We start from the raw sequence: 20,370 nt of genomic DNA, 5'->3' as shown, positions 1-20,370 counted from the left end.
GATCTTCTACTCCGGCAGCGCCAGCAGCAATTCGATCCACTGGTGCAGCGGGGGCATATCCTGCGTTGTCCAGACATCATCCTCATTGAGGCGTGCCATGACCACGCTGCCGGCATGGACGCGCCTGGGAGCGCGTTGCAGCAGGGCGATTACGTGCTGAACCCCTGCCAGTTCGCCCTCATCGCCCGGCGCGCTGGCCGTGTCGCCCGGCGTGCCTTTGTCCATCGCCGCGTAGTCGGGTACCTGGCAGGTGTACGCGACGGTGGCGACCTGGACGTCGTCACCATCGTGGCGTTCGCTGCCCGTGCTGCGGCAGTGGGTCTGCCGCAGTGCCAGCGCCACCTGCCGCGAAAGATCGCGGCCAGCGCGTGCGCGCGCGTTGTCTGCGGATGCCTCGCCAACGACCATCCGGTCCACTGCATCTTCCCAGCGTTCGGTGCGCATTGGCATGCCGGTCAAGGCGGCGATCCGCGCTTCGGCGTCGGCGTCACCTTCCAGCATGAACCGCGCGAACAGGTCGAAGCTCTGCTCCGGTGTCGGTGTCGGTGTCGGTGTCGGTGTCGGTGTCGGTGTCGGTGTCGGTGCGGGCGTCTGTGCAGCGGCGGTCGAAGCAACCCACAGCAGGAAGAACAGCAGGCGCGGCATCATCTGGCCTCGTCGGGCAGGTGTTCATTCCATTCAAAGAATGGCAGGAAGGCATCGGCAACCGCGCTCAACAGCGGCGTCGGGTTGACGATGCGCCAGGCAGCGCCGTCATGATCGCGCTGGAACGACACGCCGATGATGCTCTCGCGATCCGGTGCCACCGCAATCATCCGCGTGTACGCCGTTGCCAGCGGTATTGTCATCTACGGCGGGTGTGGTCCATTGAACGGCACCGGATGCTGCCGATACACCGGCAGCAATGCACTCAGGTCAGGCAGGCGACAACGAAAGGAAACGTCGGCCATTGCGGCCTGTGGGTAGCGCACGCTGTCGATGCTGCACCGTACCGATCGCTGCCGCGTGCGCACAGCCGCGGCGGCCAGCGGCCAATCGGCCAGCTCGGGGGCCTGGTCCAGGTGGCTCATGGTGGCCAGCGCGGTCGCCATCGCCGGCCCCTGATCGCCCGGCAGGTAACGCGCCAGCGATGCCTGCGCGGCCGGGTCTCCGTGCACGATCACCTGCGCGTACAGGTCGAACACCTGCAGGGCGGGATCGGTGCTGGCGTGGGCTGCCACCGGGGCCAGCAACAGTGCTGCCAGCCCCATGTACTTCAGCGACGCCACGTCAGGCGCATGCGTCGGTCCACATCATCTCGGCGATCGGGCGCAGCGCCTTGCACTCCTGCGTCATCTCCTCAGCCGACTGCACCTGTGCCTTGGCCTTCAGTTCCTCGGCCATCGCGTCCACGCCGCTGATCTGCTCCGGCGCGATCTTCGCCACGCAGGCGCGGTGCTGCTGCAGCAGCAGGTCGCAGCCCGGCACGCCAGTCACCTTCGGCGCAGTGGCCGCCTGCGCGTCCTGCATCCAGTCTTCGAACGGTGCCAGCGCACCGGTCACGGTGCCCACCAGGTCATCGAAATTGCCGCTGTACCAGTAACCGTTGTCCTTGGCCGGGTACAGGGTGAAGGTGCCGCTGACCGGCACGCGCATGCCGCTCTGCAAGGCCTGGGTATAGGCCTGGGTGAACTGAGTGCGCACGGCCGGGGTGGCGTCGGCGGCCAGGCTGGCGGCGAACAGCGGGCGCACCTTGGCCAGGTCGGGCACCTGGCAGGTGAAGCTGATGCGTGCCAGCTTCTGGTCTTCCAGGTACTCGTTGTCTTCGATCACGCCTTCGGTGGCGCGGCACTTCGAATCACGCAGCGCCTTGGCATACAGCGCTTCGGCCGCAGCGGCATCGGCCTTTGCGCCGGTGCTGGCCAGCACCGTCTGCCACGGCTCGGCCAGCGCCTTGGCCAGCGCACCCGGGGTCGGGGTCAGCGCGTCCTGGCCTTCGAAGGCTGGCTTCAGCGCATCGTTGAGCGTGCGGGTCGCGGCTGCGTCGTCTTCCAGCAGGGCGCGTGCATACAGGTCGAAGGCCTGTTCGGGGCTCAGCTGGGCCGATGCAGCGCCGGCCAGCAGCGGAGTGCACAGCAGGGCGCTGGCCAGCAGCGTGCGGAAGGGGGTGTTCATGGTGGGAATTCCTGTTCCAGAGGCGCGCAAGCCTAGCGCATCTGCCGGTGTTTTCGATGGTGCGCAGTGATCGGATGCGGGTGCGTTCGAGCCAAAAAAAAACGGGCCCCTTGCGGGGCCCGTTCGATCGCACGACGAGGATCGAGCAATCAGAAGCTGGCGCGGACGCCGGCGGAGTACTGGGTGACGTCGCGGTAGCCGGAGATCTCGCCGACCAGACCCCAGGTCCGGGTGAAGTTGATCTGGCCGCCGACGGTGCCGACCCAGGTGCCTTCGAAGTGGTTGCCGCCATCCATGTAGCCGGCCTTGGCCCAGGCTTCGGTCTTCGGCGACGGCTTGCCGCGCAGGCCCAGGGTGGCGCGGGCCAGGTTGGTGTGGTCCTTGCCGCGCAGGCGGCCGTAGAAATCCGAATGCACCGTGATCTCGGACTGCTGGCGCAGCCAGGCGACGTCGGCGGTGAAGTCCAGACGGTCGGTCCACGGCATGTGGTAGCCCAGGCCCAGCTCCGGCTGGCTCAGCTTCAGCTTGTAGGAGCCGTAGGGGTAGTCGTAGGAATTGGAGGCGTAGGACCAGCCACCGAACACATGCACCTGCTCGGCCAGCGCGAACGAACCGCGCACGTAGCCACCGTCGATCTTCGGGTCGTTGAAGTCGTTGTCATCGGTGCGGGCCTGGGTCCAGCCGCCCTCGACGTAGGTGTAGCTCAGGCCTTCAGCAGCGGCGGCCAGCGGGGAAGCGGCCAGCAAGGCGGCGGCGATCAGGATCTTGCGCATCGGAATTCCTGTGATTCTCAGTCCTTTGGCGGGCGCGCCGTTGTGGCGGCCCGTGGCGACGTCATGTCGACCGGCGCCAAGTTTAATGAAAGTTTTACAAATTGCGAGAGACGGCCGTCACAGCTGAGGGCCATTAGGCACACTTGGGGTCGGAGCCCCTTGCTGCGCAAGGGGATCCGACCCCGGGGGCACCCCGTTCAGGCCGGGCTGCTACACTACGCAGGCCGGTTCGCCGGTACACAAACGTCTTCAGGGCGGGGTGCGATTCCCCACCGGCGGTAGGTGCGCAAGCACGAGCCCGCGAGCGCCCCGGTCTATGGCCGGGGGTCAGCAGATCCGGTCCAATGCCGGAGCCGACGGTATAGTCCGGATGAAAGAAGACGGTGCCACAGGGCCTTTGCGGCCCTGCGCCCGCCTGTTTGCCTTGCGGCGTTTTTCGCTCACTTTCCGCGGAGAACGTTTCTTGTTTACTGGAATCATCGAAGGCGTCGGCCGTCTGGCCGCACGCGAAGCCATCGGCGGCGATGTCCGCTTCACCTTCAACGTCGGCAGCCTGCCGTTCGACCACGTGCAGATGGGCGAGAGCATCGCCATCAACGGCGTGTGCCTTACCGTCATCGCGTTCGACGCCAGCCGCTTCCAGGCCGATGCGTCCACCGAGACGCTCGGCCTGACCACGCTCGGTCAGCTGGCCGAGGGTGCAGTCATCAACCTGGAACGTGCCATGCGTCCGACCGACCGCCTCGGCGGCCATCTGGTCAGCGGCCACGTCGACGGCCTCGGCCAGGTGCTGTCCATCCACGAAGATGCGCGCGCCCAGCGCTGGCGTTTCGCCGCGCCGGCGGCGCTGCGCCGCTACATTGCCAAGAAGGGTTCGATCTGCGTGGACGGGGTCAGCCTCACCGTCAACGAAGTGGACGACGAAGGCTTTGAAGTCGCCCTCATTCCGCACACGGTGGCCAACACCGCGTTCTCCGCTACCGGCGTGGGCAGCGCGGTCAATCTTGAAATCGATCTGGTCGCTCGGTATGTCGAGCGGTTGTTGGGTGAAGGAGCCCGCGCATGAACTTCGCCCCCATTCCCGAGATCCTGGAAGACATCCGCCAGGGCCGCATGGTCGTCATCGTCGATGACGAAGACCGCGAGAACGAAGGCGACCTGATCATGGCCGCCGAGCTGGTCAAGCCGTCGGACATCAATTTCATGGTCACCCACGGCCGTGGCCTGGTGTGCCTGCCGCTCACCCGCACCCGCGCGGCCGATCTGGGCCTGGCGCCGATGGTGCAGGCCAATACCGCGCAGTTCCAGACCAATTTCACCGTCAGCATCGAGGCGGCCGAGGGTGTCACCACCGGCATTTCCGCGCATGACCGTGCCCACACCATCCGCACCGCAGTAAAGCCCAACGCCAAGCCGGCCGACCTGCACCAGCCGGGCCACATCTTCCCGCTGATCGCCCAGCCCGGCGGCGTGCTGACCCGCGCCGGCCACACCGAAGCCGGCGTGGACCTGGCCATGCTGGCCGGGCTGGAACCGGCCGGCGTGCTGGTGGAGATCCTGAACCCGGACGGCAGCATGGCGCGCCGCCCGGAACTGGAAGTGTTCGCGCGCGAGCACGGCCTGAAGATGGGCTCCATCGCCGACCTGATCGCCTACCGCCTGGCCACCGAAAAGACCGTTGAACGCGTCGACGAGCGCGAGATCGACACCGAATTCGGTCCGTTCAAGCTGGTGACCTACCGCGACCGCATCGCCCACGACCTGCATTTCGCGCTGGTGCGTGGCACCCCGGATGCCGACACCCCCACCCTGGTGCGGGTGCAGGTGGAAAACCCGCTGGCCGACCTGCTGCACTGGCGTCGCGATGATTTCGGCGTGGCCGCCACCGATGCCCTGCGCGCGATCGCTGCTGAAGGCAGTGGCGTGATGGTGGTGCTGCAGGCCCCGCGTGATGGCGAGGCCCTGCTGGCCCGCCTGCGCCAGCAGCCGGCGCCGGTGGTGCCGGGCAAGGACAAGGACGTGAGCCAGTGGCGCCGCAACGGCGCCGGCGCGCAGATCCTGTCCGACCTGGGTCTGGGCAAGCTGCGCGTGCTGGGCACCCCACGCCGCCAGATCGGCCTGGCCGGCTACGGCCTGGAAGTGGTGGAGACGGTGGCCCCGTAGGCAGCCGCTGCACATGGGATCGGTAGTGCCGGCCGCTGGCCGGCAACCGCGTTCCCCGTGATTGCCGGCCAGCGGCCGGCACTACCGGTGGTCGGCACGCCCCCTTGGGCCCATCCACGCTAGAATTACCCCCTTATCGAGTCCCCCAAGCCGCATATGAGCCACTACGAAGGCGATCTTCGCACCCCCGAGACGGCGCGCTTTGCCATCCTGGCCAGCCGCTGGAACGCCCGCATCACCGATACGCTGGTTGCTGGCGCCCGCCAGAGCCTGGCGGGCAACGGCATCACCGAAGCCAACATCGACGTGATCCGCGTGCCGGGTGCCTGGGAACTGCCGCTGGTCGCCGCGCGCCTGGCCGCCGCCCACGAACACGCCGCCATTCTCACCCTGGGCTGCGTGATCCGTGGCGACACCCGCCACTACGAACACGTGGCCGACCGCTGCGCCGAAGGCCTGATGCGCGTGCAGCTGGATTTCGGCGTGCCGGTGCTGAACGGCGTGCTGGCGGTGGAACGCGTTGAAGACGCCGAGGCCCGCGCAGGCGGCAGCCACGGCAACAAGGGCGAGGAAGTCGCGCTCGCCGCATTGGAAATGGTCAATCTTCTGGAGCAGCTGCCATGAACAAGAACACCCAGGGCAAGCCCTCCGGTAAACCCGTCCGCCGCGATGGCGTCGATCCGGTGCTGCGCTCGCGCGCGCGCCGTCGTGCCGTGCAGGCCATCTACGCCTGGCAGATCTCCGGCGGCAACGCGCAGTCGCTGATCGCCCAGTTCGCCCACGAGCAGGCCCGCGAAATCGCCGACCTGGCGTATTTCGAGGCGCTGCTGCACGGCGTGCTCGACAACCGTCGTGACATCGACGAAGCCCTGGCCCCGTACCTGGACCGTGGCATCGAGGAAGTGGACGCGATCGAACGTGCCGTGCTGCGCCTGGCGGCATACGAGCTGCGTTACCGCCTGGACGTGCCGTACCGCGTGGTGATCAACGAAGCCATCGAATCGGCCAAGCGCTTCGGTTCCGAACACGGCCACACCTACGTCAACGGCGTGCTGGATCGTGCCGCCGTGGAATGGCGCAAGGTCGAATCGGGTCACTGACCCATACCTGTGGTAGTGCCGGCCGCTGGCCGGCGGCTGCGGGGAACCTGAGGTTGCCGGCCAGCGGCCGGCACTACCGCCCACCGCGCATTGCGCGGCATGCATAACCGCGGGAGCGCCCCATGTCCCTGGCCGAATTCGCCCTCATCGACCGCATCCGCGCCCGCACCCTCGAGCGCGATGACATCCTGCTCGGCATCGGCGATGACGCCGCGTTGCTGCAGCCGCGCCCGAACGAACAGCTGGTGGTCACCGCCGATACCCTCAACAGCGGCGTGCACTTCCCGGTGGAAACCCCGGCTTTCGACATCGGCTGGAAGACCCTGGCAGTCAACCTCTCCGACCTGGCTGCGATGGGCGCACGCCCAGCGTGGTGCACGCTGGCGCTGTCGTTGCCGGAAGCTACCGAAGACTGGATCGAATCCTTCGCCGATGGTTTCTTCGCACTGGCCGATCAGCACGACATCGCATTGATTGGAGGTGACACCACGCGTGGCCCGCTGTCGCTGTCGGTCACTGCGATGGGCCAGGTCGGTCGTGGCCAGGCACTGCGCCGCGACCGCGCACAGGTGGGCGATGACATCTGGGTCAGCGGCACGCTGGGCGATGCCGCCGGTGCATTGCGGCTGTGGCAGCAGAACGCGCTGAGCGTGGCTACTGCCACGCTGCTGGCGGACTACGAAAGCCTGCGCCTGCGCCTGCTGCGGCCCACGCCGCGTGTCACCCTGGGCCTGCGCCTGCGGGCGTTCGCACATGCGGCGGTGGATGTGTCCGATGGCCTGCTGGCCGACCTGGGCCACATCGCCTCGCGCAGTGCGGTGGCCGCGCATGTCGATGCCGATCTGCTGCCGATTTCGCCCGCGCTGCGCGAGCTGCTCGGCCGCGAGGGCGCGCGTGACTGCGCCCTGCGTGGCGGCGACGACTACGAACTGTGCTTCACCGCTGCCGCTGACCAGCGCGACGCGCTGCATTACCTGGCCGAGTCGCTGGACGTGCCACTGACCCGCATCGGCCGCATCGCCGAAGGGCAGGGCGTGCATGTGGATGGCGAAGCCGCCGACGGCGGTTACCAGCACTTCGCCTGAAGCACCCCGGGGCACGCTGCCGTGGTGGGTGCCAACCTTGGTTGGCATATCGCTCTGGTAGGTGCCAACCTTGGTTGGCACGCTGTTTCAGCGGATATGAGCCCGGCCGACCCTGCCAACCAAGGTTGGCATCTACCAAAACAATGCGGCATCGCTTACGCCGCGCGCAGCTGCACATCCACATAGTCAGATAACCCACGGCAGGCCAGAAGCAAGCCCTCGCGCGCGCCATCGCCCATCTCCTGGGCAATCTCCCCATCCTCACGCACACGTTCGGTGGCGTGCAGCAGCGCCAGCAGGAGGGTCAGCCCGGCATTGGCGCGGTCGATGCGCGCCAGCGCCAGCCGCTGCCCCGGCGTGCAGCGGTTGCCCGGCCACGGTTGGCCATCGGCGGCATCGCCCTGGCGGATGTGCTGCAGGCAGGCCAGCAGGGTAATGGTGCCGGGCGCTTCGCCTTCCTGCAGTGAGGCGAAGGTGCTTTTCAGCGTGCGCGCCAGATCGTCAGGCAGGCGCGTGGCGGCTTCACCGAGCGTCGCGGGGCGCGCGGCTATCGACAGGTGGCAGTGAGGATCGCCTGTCCCTCCAAGTCGCCTGCCCCGAAGCCACTGGCTTCGCGGTAGTACCCGGCAGACAGCCCAAGATCCTGGCTCCCATCCCGGCTTTGCACATTCCAGGTCCGGCCCAGTACCACCGGGTGCCCATCGCGCAGCAGCTGCACCCGTACGCCGCTGGCGGTAGTGTTGGCAGTGGGAACCAGACGGCTGCAGGTACTGCCCGGATCGTTGGCGCAGGTCAGGTGCAGGCGCACCGGAAGGTGCCGTTACAGTTCATGCTCACGTTGAGCACGCGCCAGCCGGCGGTACTGCCTGGGGGGAGGCCAGACCCAGTCCGGAGACCTCAGGCAACGCCCCCGTGCGATCGGCCAGGCTGCAGGTCTTGGTGCGCATGTTGGCGGTCACCGTGTAGGTATCCCTCTTGACCCGCGTGGGGTAGCTCGGCGCGAAGTACGTTGAGCTGCCGATCATGATCGCTGGCAGGCTCTCCATCGCACCGCCGCGCGACACGGCAGCTACCTACAGCCCTGCTGTACGGTGTGCCATCGATAGTCACCATGGGCGCGAACTGAAGCGAAGGCATGGCTGCAGTGATGGTGATTGGCGCAGCTGCTGTGCCAGGGCAACCACGTAGAAACACGGTTGCTGTAGATCCGACAGAGTCGCTGATACGGACGTCGGGGGTAACGTCGTCCCAGGTATCGAGCATGAGGCTGGCATCGCCCCCGGCTCGACCGAAGTGCACACCAGTGCGCTCATCGACGCCATGGCGCCGCCGAGCGCAAGCAGCAGCAAGGCACGCGCGGCCAGCGAGGCGGGCCGTCGGCGGCGCATGGGGTTGCCTCAACAAGTGAACGTGTGCACGAAGCAGACGCCGAGGCGCCGCTTCAACGCGCAACGCGGGCCTCGATATCGCGCGCAGTGCCGTAGTCATCCAGCCACTGGAACGTCAATGCGGTGGGTTCGACAGCGCCGGCCGGCAGCGGCAGGCTGATGCGCTCGCCTGGCTTTACCATGTCCACGTCGATGGTCTTGCCATCGGACAGCGTCAGTTTGGCCAGGGTGACGTGGTAAGCACTGGGGTTGTGCACCTGCAACGTGCCACGCTCGGCCCGCCATTCCAGTGCGGCTGCCGCGTCGCGCGCCTGGCCGGGCAGCCCGGCGGGCCGGTAGAACAGTTTCACCCGCGTGCGCACGGCAAACTGCAGCATGTTCTTGCCTTCGCTGTTTTCCGGTTTTGGGGGAATATCCAGCAGGTTGAAATACAGCAGCGATTCGCGGTCGCCCGGCAACGCCGCAGCAGCCATCGGCGCATAGGTCAGGCGGAAGGCCTGGGCATGCCCGGCATCGATGCGACGGGTGGTGGGGGTCAGCACGAAGGGCAGTTTCTGGCTGCCGGCCTTGGCGCTGGCATCGCCATCATCCAGCCACACCTGCACCAGCGCGACCCGATCGCCACGGTTGTTGGCGTTGACCGTCGTGGCGCCCTTGCTGCCGTCGTAGACCACACGTGTGCCCTGCAGGGTTACCGCGGCGGAGGCAGAAAATGCGCTGGCTGTTGCGGCCAGGGCCAGCAGTGCCGCACATGTGCGAAGTTTCATGAAGGTGTCCTCGGGAAGAGCCGCCCGGCAGCAGACTGCCGGGCGGCGGGCGCTTACTTGTAGATGATGTCCATCTGTGCGTTGGCCACGGCGGAGCCGGCCACCATCTCGTCCTCCGGCAGCGAGGCGGCGTACCAGACGCTGTGGTTGAGGGTCTGCGGGGCCCCGTCGGCGACCGTGACGTACTGGGTCGGAATCCCGTTGATCGGCAGCAGGGTGTCGGTGTTGTCGAAAATCTTGTAGGCCACGCCCTTGGCGCCGCTGGAGGCGGTCAGGGCGAGTGCGCCGTCGGCGGTGCTCGGGCCGGTGAACTGCACAGCAACGTCCTGCGAGCTGCTGGCGCCGTCGCAGGTAACCACTACGTCCAGCGCCTTGCGGCCAACGCGGGCGCTGCGCTTGAGGTCGGCCAGGTCGATCTTGCTCATCGTCACGGCCAGGCCGCCGGTGATGGCGGCCGTGCAGGTGGAATCGACGACCTCACCGGAGATGGTCAGGTCGGCAGCGTTCACCGCCGGTGCGGCGGCCAGCAGGATGGCCAGGGCGATCGGGGTCTTCAGGTTCTTCATGTGTGCGTATTTCCGCAGGAAAGGGAATCGGGAATGCCACCCTTTTTCCTCCACGCTGGGGAATGGGTGGCGAGGTGTAGCCGGGCACGATGCCCGAGGGAAGGCCGTTCACCGCAGTAGTGGCTGGCAGGTCCGGTCTCTCTACCCGGCGCATTCTCGTCGCCCCGTGCAGCACGATCCATGCAAATAATTGCAATTGTCGTTAACACCCGGGGAACATCTAACTCCCGCATGCACTCAGCGCTGTGCAGGTGCAACTTGTTGCAGATTCCGCCTTGCCAGTCGGATTGCAATCAATTGCATATCCCATGGCCGTTTCAGTCCCTAGTCTGCACGCCTCCCATCATTACCGGGGCTGCACTGCGGCCGCGTTCAAAGCAATGCGCATGTCTTCCTCACAACCTTACCGTCCAGCCTGGCGGCCCCCCTCCCGCTGTACCCTGGCTGCAGCCATTGCCACGACGATGGTGTTTGCGGCGGTGGTACCGGCGCACGCACGCACCGGCGGTGAGGTGGAATTCAGTGATGGCTTCGCCACTGGTTTCGTTGGCGAAGACCTGGCGCGTTTCAGCGTGGGTAATCCGGTGGAACCGGGGGTGTACAACGTTGATGTGCATCTGAACGGGACGTTTGTCAGCCGCACCGACATCGAGCTGGTAGCCTCCGATGTGCCCCATGTTGCACAGCCCTGCGTGCCGGCATCGCTGTTGCTGGCGCTGGGGCTGAGCGATGCGGCGCGCAGCGCGGTGGAAGCGGCCGCCTCACCGCACTGCATCGATCTGCCGTTGGTGGTTGAAGGCGCGACGGTGCGTTACGACGACAGCCAGCTGCGGCTGGACATCTCGCTGCCGCAGGTGGCGTTGCAGCGCCAGGCGCGTGGCTTCGTCGACCCGGCCCTGCGTGATCACGGCATTGCCGCGGCTTTCCTCGGGTACACCATCAACCATTACCGCACGCAGGGCCAGCAGAATACCTACGCCGGCCTGACCACCGGCATGAACCTGGGCGCCTGGCGGCTGCGCCACCGTAGTTCGCTCACCCACGGCCGGCACGGCTCGCACTACAGCACGCTCAACAGCACGCTGCAGCGCGATCTGTCACGCTGGGACAGCCAGCTGACACTGGGTCAGGCCAGCACCGGTGGCGAACTGTTCGACAGCGTGGGTTTTACCGGCGTACGCGTTGCGACCGACGAGCGCATGCTGCCCGATTCGCTGCGTGGTTATGCACCGGTGGTGCGCGGCGTGGCACAGAGCAATGCACGCGTCACCATCCGCCAGAACGGCGCGGTACTGCACGAAACCACCGTGGCGCCGGGTCCGTTCGCCATCGACGATCTGTACCCCAACGCCGGCAGCGGCGATCTGGACGTGACCGTTACCGAGGCGGATGGCCGCGAGGAGCGCTTCACCGTTTCATTCTCGGCAGTGCCGCAAGCGCTGCGCGAGGGCAGCCAGCGGTTCAGCGTTACCGCCGGCGCACTGCGCGATACGGGGCGGCACCAGCAGGCACTGCGCTTCACCGAAGCCACCTATGCGCGCGGCGTCAGCAACCACATGACCCTTCTGGGCGGGGTGCAGCTGACCGAACACTACCAGGCCGGCCTGGTGGGCGCAGCGTTCAATACGCCCCTCGGCGCCATTGGTGCCGATGTCACCCACGCCCGCGCCAGCGTGCCGGGGCTGCCCACGTCGTCGGGCCAAAGCTACCGCCTGAACTACCAGCGCAGCGTGCCGAGCACCGGTACCAATCTGGGTCTGGCCGCGTACCGCTACAGCACCGATGGCTTCCTGACCCTTACCGATGTATCGCAGCTGACGTTCGATCGGCCGCAGGCGGCCGATGAATTCGTCATGCGTACCCGCGAGCGCTTCCAGCTGAACTTCTCGCAGCGCATCGGCCAGCGCGGCCAGTTGTACCTCAGTGGTGGCCATGTGGCGTACTGGAACCGCCCCGGCAGGCACAACGATCTGCAGCTTGGCTTCCACAGCAGCTACCGCCGCGCCAACTACACTGTCTCGGCCACCCGCTACCGCACGGCCAACGGCCGGCCCGATACACGCCTGTCACTCATGCTGAGCGTGCCGCTGGGCCGCAGTGCCGTGGCGCCGCGGTCCACCGCAACCTATACCCACAGCCGCCAGGGCAGCCAGCAGCAGCTGGGCGTCAACGGCAACCTGGGGCACGACTACCCGCTGTCCTACAGCCTGTCCGGTAATCGCGGCCAGGGCAGCAGTGGCTACAACGCCTACGCCAGCTACCAGGGCAGCCGTGCCGACCTCAGCGCCGGCTACAGCCATGCCGATGGCCGCAGCAGCCTCAATGCCGGTGCTACAGGCAGCGTGGTGCTGCACCACGGTGGCCTCAATCTCGGACCGGCGCTGGGCGAGAGCTTCGCGCTGGTGGACGCGCAGGGTGCGCAGGGCGCGAAGGTGGTGGGTGGCCGCAACGTTACCGTAGCAGGCAATGGCTACGCGGTGCTGCCCTATACCAGCCCGTACCGCTGGAACCAGATCCAGCTGGATACCGCGCATCTGCCGCTGGATGTGGAAGTGCTTGGCAACTCGCAACGCGTGGCACCCACCGCGGGCAGCATCGTCAAGATCAGCTTCCAGTCGCGCAACGAGCGGCTGTGGCTGATCGATACCAGCGATGCCGACGGCAACCCACTGGCCTATGGCGCGCAGATTACCCACCCCGACGGGCGCGTACTGGGCCAGGTGGGGCAGGGTGGCGTGATGGCCCTGCGTGGCCTGGAAGCCAGCGGCGTGGTGCATGTGCAGACCGAAGACGGTATTGCCTGCCGCGTGCACTACGCGATGCCCGAAGCCGCCGATGCCCACGGCCAATACTGGGCCAAGGCGCGTTGCGTGGCATCGCCGCCCCACCTGCTGGCCGACGAGCCGGTGCTTTCAACCCAAGGAGTATCCCAATGAAATCTCTGCATGCCGTTTGCGCCGCGCTGTTGCTCGGCGCCACCTTCCACGCCTACGCCGATACGGCCACCATCACCGTTACCGGTAAAGTGCTGCCTGGCACCTGCACCATGGCCGACGTGCCAGTGGCGCTGGATGACATTGACGCGGCCGATCTGAAGGCCGGCCATGACAATGGCATCAAGCCCGCTGTGCTGAACTTCACCGGCTGCGTGGGCGTAACCGGTCTGACCCTGACCTTCGACGGCGCCGACGATGCTGCGCAGGATGGCCATTGGCAGAACCAGGCAACGGGCGGTGCCACCGGTGTAGCCGTGGTACTGCTGGATGGTACCAGCGGCAACACGTTCCTGAAGAAGGGCAACACCAAGACGATTTCCATCAATGGCGCGGCTGCCGGCAAGCTGGACATGCGCACCGGCTACTACCGAAAGACCGGCACGCTGCTGAAGGCCGGTAACGTCAGTGCGCAGATCACTGTGACCGCGGTTTACCGTTAAACAGCGTGTTCGCGCTGACGCATGGCAATTGGGATTCGGGCATGACGACACACACCAAACATATGCGCCGACAGTTGCTCGTGCCGATGATGGCGGCGCTGGGCCTGTTGGTTTCCGCAACAGCGATGGCCTGCACCAGCCAGCACAACGCGGGCGCTCCGGTGAATCTGCTGATCGATGCCTGGGATGACGCCGAGCAGGACAAGCTGATTGCACAGTGGCAATTCGGAGCGGGCGCGAATGCGCAGTTCCTTCTGGGGTGTACGCCCATGTCCGTTGTGCCGATGGACGTGACTCCATCGCTGGCCGGGCTGGAGTTTGTTCGCAACGTCACAATTGACGGGAGTACATACCCGGCATTTGGCTTTACTGCCTATCCACGCTCACCGCTGCTGATTTTCTCACATCAGATCTGGACAGGTTCTGGCAACATCAGAGACGATGCTGTGCCATTGGATATCCGGCATGCTACTCACTATCCATCGAGGGGGCTCGATTCCGCGGGCCGCGGTTCAGTAGTACGCGTCGCGGCTGTATCGCGCGGTGGCATCATGGAGCCGGTGCCGTCGACGTATCTTGGCGCTATCTCGCGGATGTCCCCGTTGTATCCCGCCTTCGTCAAGACCGACACCTTCACCGTCACCGCCAACCTGAAAGTACCCACCTGCACGATTGCCGATACGCCGGTCGCTCTGCAGGACATCTCCGCCGCCGTCCTGCCTGCCGCTGGCAGTACCGCAGGCAGCCGCGACTTCAACGTGGTGATGAACTGCAACGGCCAGTTCCCGGTGACGATGAAGCTGACCGATGCCAACGCGGCCGGCAACACCGGCAGCCGCTTGACGCCCACCTCCAACACCACGGCGGCCAGCGTGCGCGTGCAGTTGCTGCGCGAGGGAGCCCCGGTGGTGCTGGGCCAGACCTGGTCCATCGCGCAGAGCCAGATAGGCAACCAGAACATCGCGCTGTCGGCGCGCTATTACCGCGAAGCGGGCACGTTCCTGTCGGGTGCGGTGGAAGGGCAGGCGGTGATCGAGGCGACGTACCGCTAGCTGTCTGCACAGGCTCAGCCACGGGTAGGTGCCAACCTTGGTTGCCACGCTGTTTCACCGATCAGGGCCCGCTCAAGCTTGCCAGCCCAGGTGGGCCTCCACCAATGCCCGTCGGTGCCGTTGCAGCGCACGCCTCCGCTGTCAGGCACGAATCGATTCACGGCTTCCTGCTGTTTCTGCACCCACATAGTCTCTTTCCGGATATCACCATGGCTTCCCTTGCCGCCAATGCTCCGAACCCTGCCCGCAGACTGCACCCTCTGCCATTGCATCGCTGCCTGCTGGCAGCCTGTCTACTGGGCGTCTGCGGCACAGGCTGCACCTACACCACCTACGAGCTGGGGCCAACCTCTCCGCTGTTCTTCTTTCCCAGGCACGTGAACACGTCCCTCCCCGGCAGCGGGGTCAGGTTTGAGTTCCTCGAGGCAGGCTACCCAACGCCCACGCCAGCAGCCGCTTCGACCTCATCCCCTCTTACCGCGCCCTGCAGCTGACCGCCCCGCAGCCATTGCCCGCCCTTTCGAGTCGCCACATCATGACCCCATCGCGCAACCTCGCACCTAGTGCACGACGCCTGTTCCCGATCATGCTGGCCCTTGCGCTGGGTGTACCCGCTGCGCAGGCCGTGGCGTGTTCGAGCTTTGGCCAGACCGCCAACCTGGTGGTGGACCAGGAGGTGGTCAACGACCACCGCCCAGGTATCGTCCTGACCGGTTGGCTCGGCTTCGCCTCAGTCAACATCGCCCAGGTCCTCGGCTGCACGCGCGATAGCCTGCCCATGGAGATCAACCCATCGTTCACCGGGCTGAGCCCGGTGGGTACGGTGGACCATCAGGGACAGCAGTATGTGACGTATCAGTTCGCCGCGAACTCCCCCTTGCTGATCTTCCGGCACGTGGGCTACCCCGGGGGCGGCACCGGCGGCTCTGGGCTTCATTACACGCCGGTCACCGTTGGCAGTCGCGCCACCATCGAATCGCTGCGGCTGGGCGCGAACAACACCATCAATTCCACGTTCAACGTGGCCGTGGTGTCGCGTGGAGGCGCGATGCAGGGCGCCTCCACCAACGTGGGGACCGCCACCACATGGCTGCGCAATTTCCCCTCACTGGTGATGCAGCACCCGGCCAGCATCACGGTGCGGGTAAAGAATTCCACCTGCGTACTGAGCGATGTGACCACCGCGCTGAATGATGTATCGCCGGCGGACCTTGCCATCGTGGGCGCCACCGCCGGTACCGTTGATGTGCAGGTGCCGCTGCAATGTCCGCACGCAGGGGTGCCGGTGAAGCTGAGCCTGAGCGACGCCAACGATGCTGCCAACCGCGGTAGCGACCTGGTGCCTACGGCCAACGCAACGGCGCAGGCGGTGCGCGTGCAGCTGCTGCGTGCCGGGGTGCCGGTGGTGCTGCAACGGCAATGGGATCATGGCCTGTCTGCAGCCGGCAGCCAGCGCATTGATCTGCAAGCCCGCTATGTGCGGACCACGGGGGCCCTTCGCCCCGGCGTGGTGGAAGGCCAAGCCGTTTTGACCGCCAGCTACCGCTGACAGCTGCATGTAGCACTACCCTCAGGAGTCTCCATGTGCGAGCGATCTTCCGCCGCACCGCGAGCGGTGTCTGGGCGGCTTGTCCTGTGTGGGCTGCTGGCAGCCTGTCTACTGGGCGTCTGCGGCACAGCCTGGGCCTGCACCGCCGTCGTCGACAGCGCCCATGCCCCGCATTTTCAACAGGCTGTCAGCTTCCCCGGCACGGCCCTGCTTTCGCCCGCCGGGCCGGAGTTCAGGATCACCGGGCTGCGACCAGAGTGACGTGCACACGCTGACCGTCCGCCTGGAAGGGCAGCGGCTGACCCCGATATCCACGGTGGTGTTCGAAGGCGCCACCTATACCACCTACGAAACCAGCCCGACCTCGCCGCTGTACTTCTTCCACGTGCGTTCGCAAAATTCTGGTGGACGACCCCGCTTCGCTTTGGAGGATGGCAAGGCGCAACCGTTGGTGGCCAGAACGACCAGCGGCGGCCAGTTGATCGCCGAGCCCTATGTTGGTGTGGTTGCGCGTGCCGGCATGATCAATACGCCACCGACGGTGCTGGGAAAATACGTGCTGGAGTACCCCATGCTGGGCATGCGGGCCGAGTCGGCGCTGTCCGTTTCGGTGACCATGCCGGTGGAGTCCTGCGCCATGCGCGATGTGCCGGTGGCGCTGCCCGACGTGGATGCGCAGGATCTGGCGGCGGCCGGCAGCCATGCGCACCTGACGGCATTCAAGGTGCGCATGGACTGCACGTCCGCCGGTATCCCGTTGACCCTCACCCTGACCGATGCAACCCTGCCGGGCAATACCGGCAGTACGCTGGCTCCGACCGCGGACAGCACCGCCCAGGGCGTGCGTATTGAACTGTTGCGCGGTGGCAGCCCGGTGGTACTGCAACAGGCGTGGCGCCATGGAACATCATCAGTTGGCGCGCAGGAAATTTCCCTGCAGGCGCGGTATGCGCGCCAGGGGGCGGCGCTGTTGGGGGGAACCCTTGCAGGTCAGGCGGTGCTGACACTGGATTACCGCTGACGGGTCATCGGCACGGCTCTACGCCACCCGCAACTGCACATCCACATATTCAGAGAGCCCACGGCAGGCCAGCAGCAAGCCTTCGCGCGCGCCATCGCCCATCTCCTGGGCAACCTCTCCATCCACGCGCACGCGTTCGGTGGCGTGCAGCAACTCCAGCAGGAAGGTCAACCCGGCATTGGCGCGGTCGATGCGCGCCAGCGCCAGCCGCTGCCCCGGCGTGCGGCCGTTGCCGGGCCACGGTTGGCCATCGGCAGCATCGCCCTGGCGGATGTGCTGCAGGCAGGCCAGCAGGGTAATGGTGCCGGGCGATTCGCCTTCCTGCAGTGAGGCGAAGGTGCTTTCCAGCGTGCGTGCCAGATCGTCAGGCAGGCGCGTGGCGGCTTCACCGAGCGTGGCGAACAGGTGCGGGTACTTGGATGAGGTCATGGCGGCGTCCTTGAGTGCGAAGCAAGGGGCCGCCCTGCTTGACAGCGAGGGCGGCGGACGGTGCGTGGTTCCAATACCGGTGACTAACGCCGTAGAAACGCCGGCGGGCCGAGGCCCCCACGCACCGCCCGCCATGGAAGCGCGGGCAGAATGCCTGCCGACGCCGCCCAACAAGGAAAGAGCGACGCCGGCAGGCAAGCGTATACGACGTTAATCAAACGGGATTGGAAGCCCGTGCCACCCGTTGTCGGTGGCGCGCCATGATGTGCACAAGGGTGCCGCCGTACCAATGAGAAAAGTTTGAAAGTCGAAAAAGTTGCGGTGTTCGCGTGCCGCCGCCATCAGCGACCACGCCGCGCCGATTGCGACATCGTGCGTCGAAGCGCATCCGCTGCGGAGTCCTGTAGAGCCGAGCCCATGCTCGGCGTAGAAACGGCGCTGTTCTCTATTCATTACCAGCGGTACGCCACGGACAGGTTGCCGGTGGCTTCACGGTAACCGCGGTCACCGCGCGTCACGCCGAACCCGCCCCACGCGCTGAACCCGGAACGGAACTGAATCTGCGCACCGGCACTGAGTTCATAGCGGTTGCGCGGAATGCCGGCCTTCAGCACTTCATCATCGAACGCGATGCCCTTGCCGACGCCGTCGCGATACCAGTTGGCCGCCAGGTACGGGCTGACCGAGGCACCCACTGCCGAGCGTGATTCGCCCTGCAGGCGCAGGCCCGCACGGCCGGACAGGCCACTGCTGCCGGCTGCACGCACCACGGTGCCGTTGGTTTCGATATGCACGTCGATCTTCGCATCGGTGTAGACCAGCTGCAGTTCCGGCTGCAGGCTCAGTGCGGTGCTGCCGATCTGCCCGATGCCGATGCGGTAGCCGGCTTCCAGCGACGACTGCCACAGGTCCGAGTCGTAGCGTTCCTCGGCCAAGCCTTCGCCCTGCACGCGGTTGCGGAACTGGCCGCGCTGCACGCTGGCATCCACATACAGCGCGTCGTTGGCCCAGTTGCTGTAGACGCCCAGCGCGCCACCATCCACCTTGCCGCGTGCGCTGTAGCCGGTAATGTCCGAACGCGAGGTGGCGCTGCTGCGTGCGGCGGTGCCCATCACACCGATGCGGCCACGGCCTTCGTCGAACACGCCGATGTCCGCACCCAGCTGCAGGCGCGAACGGTCCACGCGCAGGTCCAGCTGGTTGTCCACCGCACCCAGCGAGCTGTGGGTGGCATCCACGCGCGCCCAGCCACGCACACCATCGCTGGCGGCGCCGCCGCTCTGGCGGTCGCGATAGGTATGGCGCAGCAGCTGCTCCAGTGCGAAGTGGTTGGCCAGATAGGCACCGGTTTCCGGGCGCAGTACCGGCGGCGGCGGGTCCACCGGGTCCACCGGGTCCACCAGGCACGGGTCCGGGCCGGCGCCGGTCTGCGAACGCAGGTACCAGTTGCCATTGGCGTCCTTCACCAGGAAGTACTCGTACTGGCCGCCCACGGCGCGGCCGACCAGGTCGAACTGCGCGTTGGAGGCACCGCCGATATCGATCAGTTCGATGCCACGCTCGGTCTTCGCACCGGCACCGCCGGCATTGAGCACGCGCACGTTGGCGTGGCCATTGGCATCGCCGGCAATGACCAGCGTGTCGGTCGGCGAGGTGTCGTCAGCCAGCACGGTGTTGAACAGCAGGGTGCCGCCGTTGCCGGTGAACTGGTCCAGGTTGAGCGTGTTGAAGGTGCTGCCATTGCCCAGCGCCACGGTACCGCCCGCACCCAGGGTGAGGTGGCCGACGTTGCTGTCGCCGGTCATCAGCCAGGTGCTGCCGCTGTCGATGCTGGCGCTGGTGACGTTGATGAAGCGCCCGTCGATCTGTGCCTTGTTGCGCAGGATCACATCCAGTGTGCCCTGTCGTGCGCTGGCTTCGTCACTGGCAACGTCGCCTGCCAGCCGTGCGTTGTCCACGCTGAAGCGAACCCTGGAAGCGCCAGGCACGCCAATAAACGGGCCCACTTGCAGCAGATGGCCATCGCCGCCCCAGAGCCGGGAGCCGTTGGAGACCGTGATGTCGAATGCAGGGGCTCTCCGAATGGTGGCGACGCGGATTGCCGCACCGGTGCGGCCCATGACGGTCGAGTCATCGATCACAATGCTGCTGGTCAGATCATCACCGGCGCTGTAAAGGACCATGCCGATATGATCTGCATCGATGTGGGAACCCTTGCGCACTACAACGTGGCCTTGAGCCATGCGCAGGCCGACACCGGTGTTGCCCGGGATCTGAAATTGAGTCTGTTCAACGCGGACGTGGGTGGCGTCAAGCTCCACTCGCGCCCCTGATACCGCGCCGGTGTTGTGGGTCAGGTCGATTCCGACCGAGGTACTGTCGAAAGCGCCCAGGCCAGCCGCGCGGGTGACCTGCACGTTGCTGCCGAACAGTTGCGCCGAGGCCGCGTCCGCCAGCGCCAGCCCTCTGCCGAGGATCGAAGAGTCGTGTGCTGCCAGCGATGCCGTGCCTTCCAGCTGAATCGTGGTGTACTGCCCGGAGTGATCAGGCAGTCGTGCCACTGCATTCAACAGGACCACAGAGGAACCATCGAACACTTTGATGCCAAGTGTTTCGCCACCGTTGACCTGCAGGTGCGAGCCTTGCAGCAGTCGCCAGGACTGTGCTGGATGGCCTGGGAGTACCTGCGCGGCATCATCCACCAGTTCGCGCGCCTGCGTATTGAAAGTAGTGCTGGCAAGCCCGGTGAGCAGGTAGCAGGCGAGAAAGCCGGGGCGCGCCGTGGAAAGACGGTGGTGTCGGGGTTTCGATGTGAGCTTCATAGGTCAGCCACGGAAGTGAGGAGGTTCCTGGAGCGGAAGATGCCCATGACCTCTTGCGTCCTGTA

The 20,370-nt window shown here is 66.2% G+C and carries 20 protein-coding genes and 1 riboswitch; of the genes, 10 read left to right on the top strand and 10 right to left on the bottom strand.

Annotated features, from left to right (window positions below):
• Positions 1 to 6: 6 nt before the first annotated feature.
• The 5 genes from AC5YGJ_RS15025 to AC5YGJ_RS15005 form a co-directional block, all read right to left on the bottom strand.
• Positions 7 to 645, bottom strand: coding sequence for a hypothetical protein (locus tag AC5YGJ_RS15025; protein ID WP_496187004.1), 639 nt, complete (start codon positions 643 to 645; stop codon positions 7 to 9).
• A complete protein-coding gene (locus AC5YGJ_RS15020; protein WP_496187003.1) occupies positions 645 to 848 on the bottom strand; it encodes a hypothetical protein in 204 nt (67 codons plus the stop codon). Before AC5YGJ_RS15020 ends, AC5YGJ_RS15025 begins: the two co-directional genes overlap by 1 nt.
• On the bottom strand, positions 849 to 1,268 hold the full coding sequence (locus tag AC5YGJ_RS15015; protein WP_496187002.1) for a hypothetical protein: 420 nt from the start codon (positions 1,266 to 1,268) through the stop codon (positions 849 to 851). It lies immediately after the preceding gene.
• Position 1,269: 1 nt separating this feature from the next.
• Entirely contained in the window at positions 1,270 to 2,154 is an 885-nt protein-coding gene (locus AC5YGJ_RS15010; protein WP_496187001.1) for a hypothetical protein, read from the bottom strand.
• A gap of 149 nt (positions 2,155 to 2,303) precedes the next feature.
• On the bottom strand, positions 2,304 to 2,927 hold the full coding sequence (locus tag AC5YGJ_RS15005) for an outer membrane beta-barrel protein (RefSeq protein WP_249841940.1): 624 nt from the start codon (positions 2,925 to 2,927) through the stop codon (positions 2,304 to 2,306).
• 241 nt (positions 2,928 to 3,168) lie between these two features.
• Positions 3,169 to 3,313, top strand: a riboswitch (FMN riboswitch).
• Positions 3,314 to 3,390: 77 nt separating this feature from the next.
• On the opposite strand from AC5YGJ_RS15005, the gene AC5YGJ_RS15000 reads away from it, so the two are divergent.
• The 5 genes from AC5YGJ_RS15000 to thiL all read left to right on the top strand — a co-directional run bounded on the left by AC5YGJ_RS15000 (position 3,391) and on the right by thiL (position 7,275).
• Positions 3,391 to 3,993, top strand: coding sequence for a riboflavin synthase (locus tag AC5YGJ_RS15000; protein ID WP_496187000.1), 603 nt, complete (start codon positions 3,391 to 3,393; stop codon positions 3,991 to 3,993).
• Positions 3,990 to 5,090, top strand: coding sequence for a 3,4-dihydroxy-2-butanone-4-phosphate synthase (gene ribB, locus AC5YGJ_RS14995; RefSeq protein WP_496186999.1), 1,101 nt, complete (start codon positions 3,990 to 3,992; stop codon positions 5,088 to 5,090). The genes AC5YGJ_RS15000 and ribB overlap by 4 nt, the downstream gene beginning before the upstream one ends.
• Before the next feature lie 156 nt (positions 5,091 to 5,246).
• A complete protein-coding gene (gene ribH / locus AC5YGJ_RS14990; RefSeq protein ID WP_107229832.1) occupies positions 5,247 to 5,714 on the top strand; it encodes a 6,7-dimethyl-8-ribityllumazine synthase in 468 nt (155 codons plus the stop codon).
• The gene (gene nusB, locus AC5YGJ_RS14985; RefSeq protein WP_164137186.1) at positions 5,711 to 6,190 is read left to right on the top strand and encodes a transcription antitermination factor NusB; all 480 of its coding nucleotides are present in this window, start codon (positions 5,711 to 5,713) and stop codon (positions 6,188 to 6,190) included. The genes ribH and nusB overlap by 4 nt, the downstream gene beginning before the upstream one ends.
• A gap of 122 nt (positions 6,191 to 6,312) precedes the next feature.
• Positions 6,313 to 7,275, top strand: coding sequence for a thiamine-phosphate kinase (thiL, locus tag AC5YGJ_RS14980; RefSeq protein WP_496186998.1), 963 nt, complete (start codon positions 6,313 to 6,315; stop codon positions 7,273 to 7,275).
• Positions 7,276 to 7,430: 155 nt separating this feature from the next.
• Here thiL and AC5YGJ_RS14975 read toward each other — a convergent pair whose 3' ends face one another.
• The 3 genes from AC5YGJ_RS14975 to AC5YGJ_RS14965 form a co-directional block, all read right to left on the bottom strand.
• Positions 7,431 to 7,832 (bottom strand): hypothetical protein, encoded by a 402-nt coding sequence (locus tag AC5YGJ_RS14975; protein ID WP_496187051.1) that lies wholly within the window; start codon positions 7,830 to 7,832, stop codon positions 7,431 to 7,433.
• An 884-nt stretch (positions 7,833 to 8,716) separates the two neighbouring features.
• The gene (locus tag AC5YGJ_RS14970; protein WP_496186997.1) at positions 8,717 to 9,430 is read right to left on the bottom strand and encodes a fimbrial biogenesis chaperone; all 714 of its coding nucleotides are present in this window, start codon (positions 9,428 to 9,430) and stop codon (positions 8,717 to 8,719) included.
• A gap of 53 nt (positions 9,431 to 9,483) precedes the next feature.
• Positions 9,484 to 9,996, bottom strand: a complete 513-nt coding sequence (locus AC5YGJ_RS14965) for a fimbrial protein (RefSeq protein ID WP_496186996.1) — start codon at positions 9,994 to 9,996, stop codon at positions 9,484 to 9,486.
• A gap of 386 nt (positions 9,997 to 10,382) precedes the next feature.
• Between AC5YGJ_RS14965 and AC5YGJ_RS14960 the strand changes: the two genes are divergently transcribed.
• The 5 genes from AC5YGJ_RS14960 (at position 10,383) to AC5YGJ_RS14940 (ending at position 17,054) form a co-directional block, all read left to right on the top strand.
• Positions 10,383 to 12,932: a fimbria/pilus outer membrane usher protein gene (locus AC5YGJ_RS14960; RefSeq protein ID WP_496186995.1), complete on the top strand. Its 2,550-nt coding sequence runs from the start codon at positions 10,383 to 10,385 to the stop codon at positions 12,930 to 12,932.
• Positions 12,929 to 13,432, top strand: a complete 504-nt coding sequence (locus tag AC5YGJ_RS14955) for a fimbrial protein (protein ID WP_496186994.1) — start codon at positions 12,929 to 12,931, stop codon at positions 13,430 to 13,432. Before AC5YGJ_RS14960 ends, AC5YGJ_RS14955 begins: the two co-directional genes overlap by 4 nt.
• Before the next feature lie 5 nt (positions 13,433 to 13,437).
• The gene (locus tag AC5YGJ_RS14950; RefSeq protein WP_496186993.1) at positions 13,438 to 14,484 is read left to right on the top strand and encodes a fimbrial protein; all 1,047 of its coding nucleotides are present in this window, start codon (positions 13,438 to 13,440) and stop codon (positions 14,482 to 14,484) included.
• A gap of 535 nt (positions 14,485 to 15,019) precedes the next feature.
• Entirely contained in the window at positions 15,020 to 16,033 is a 1,014-nt protein-coding gene (locus tag AC5YGJ_RS14945; protein ID WP_496186992.1) for a fimbrial protein, read from the top strand.
• Between the two features lie 262 nt (positions 16,034 to 16,295).
• Positions 16,296 to 17,054, top strand: a complete 759-nt coding sequence (locus AC5YGJ_RS14940) for a fimbrial protein (RefSeq protein WP_496186991.1) — start codon at positions 16,296 to 16,298, stop codon at positions 17,052 to 17,054.
• Positions 17,055 to 17,072: 18 nt separating this feature from the next.
• On the opposite strand, the gene AC5YGJ_RS14935 is transcribed toward AC5YGJ_RS14940, so the two are convergent.
• Both AC5YGJ_RS14935 and AC5YGJ_RS14930 read right to left on the bottom strand, forming a co-directional pair.
• A complete protein-coding gene (locus tag AC5YGJ_RS14935) occupies positions 17,073 to 17,483 on the bottom strand; it encodes a hypothetical protein (protein ID WP_496186990.1) in 411 nt (136 codons plus the stop codon).
• A 452-nt stretch (positions 17,484 to 17,935) separates the two neighbouring features.
• Positions 17,936 to 20,305 (bottom strand): autotransporter family protein, encoded by a 2,370-nt coding sequence (locus tag AC5YGJ_RS14930; RefSeq protein ID WP_496186989.1) that lies wholly within the window; start codon positions 20,303 to 20,305, stop codon positions 17,936 to 17,938.
• Between the last annotated feature and the right edge of the window lie 65 nt (positions 20,306 to 20,370).

The organism is Stenotrophomonas sp. CS3K5 (assembly GCF_059515225.1).
This window is presented reverse-complemented; position numbering and strand designations above follow the sequence as displayed.

What these genes read in the sequence shown, in the direction of transcription:
- AC5YGJ_RS14935 (WP_496186990.1), bottom strand. Translation starts at nt 17,483, where the DNA reads ATGACCTCATCCAAGTACCCGCACCTGTTCGCCACGCTCGGTGAAGCC.
- AC5YGJ_RS14965 (WP_496186996.1), bottom strand. Translation starts at nt 9,996, where the DNA reads ATGAAGAACCTGAAGACCCCGATCGCCCTGGCCATCCTGCTGGCCGCC.
- thiL (WP_496186998.1), top strand. Translation starts at nt 6,313, where the DNA reads ATGTCCCTGGCCGAATTCGCCCTCATCGACCGCATCCGCGCCCGCACC.
- nusB (WP_164137186.1), top strand. Translation starts at nt 5,711, where the DNA reads ATGAACAAGAACACCCAGGGCAAGCCCTCCGGTAAACCCGTCCGCCGC.
- AC5YGJ_RS14970 (WP_496186997.1), bottom strand. Translation starts at nt 9,430, where the DNA reads ATGAAACTTCGCACATGTGCGGCACTGCTGGCCCTGGCCGCAACAGCC.
- AC5YGJ_RS15025 (WP_496187004.1), bottom strand. Translation starts at nt 645, where the DNA reads ATGCCGCGCCTGCTGTTCTTCCTGCTGTGGGTTGCTTCGACCGCCGCT.
- ribB (WP_496186999.1), top strand. Translation starts at nt 3,990, where the DNA reads ATGAACTTCGCCCCCATTCCCGAGATCCTGGAAGACATCCGCCAGGGC.
- ribH (WP_107229832.1), top strand. Translation starts at nt 5,247, where the DNA reads ATGAGCCACTACGAAGGCGATCTTCGCACCCCCGAGACGGCGCGCTTT.
- AC5YGJ_RS14955 (WP_496186994.1), top strand. Translation starts at nt 12,929, where the DNA reads ATGAAATCTCTGCATGCCGTTTGCGCCGCGCTGTTGCTCGGCGCCACC.
- AC5YGJ_RS15005 (WP_249841940.1), bottom strand. Translation starts at nt 2,927, where the DNA reads ATGCGCAAGATCCTGATCGCCGCCGCCTTGCTGGCCGCTTCCCCGCTG.
- AC5YGJ_RS14930 (WP_496186989.1), bottom strand. Translation starts at nt 20,305, where the DNA reads ATGAAGCTCACATCGAAACCCCGACACCACCGTCTTTCCACGGCGCGC.
- AC5YGJ_RS14945 (WP_496186992.1), top strand. Translation starts at nt 15,020, where the DNA reads ATGACCCCATCGCGCAACCTCGCACCTAGTGCACGACGCCTGTTCCCG.
- AC5YGJ_RS14960 (WP_496186995.1), top strand. Translation starts at nt 10,383, where the DNA reads ATGTCTTCCTCACAACCTTACCGTCCAGCCTGGCGGCCCCCCTCCCGC.
- AC5YGJ_RS15020 (WP_496187003.1), bottom strand. Translation starts at nt 848, where the DNA reads ATGACAATACCGCTGGCAACGGCGTACACGCGGATGATTGCGGTGGCA.
- AC5YGJ_RS15010 (WP_496187001.1), bottom strand. Translation starts at nt 2,154, where the DNA reads ATGAACACCCCCTTCCGCACGCTGCTGGCCAGCGCCCTGCTGTGCACT.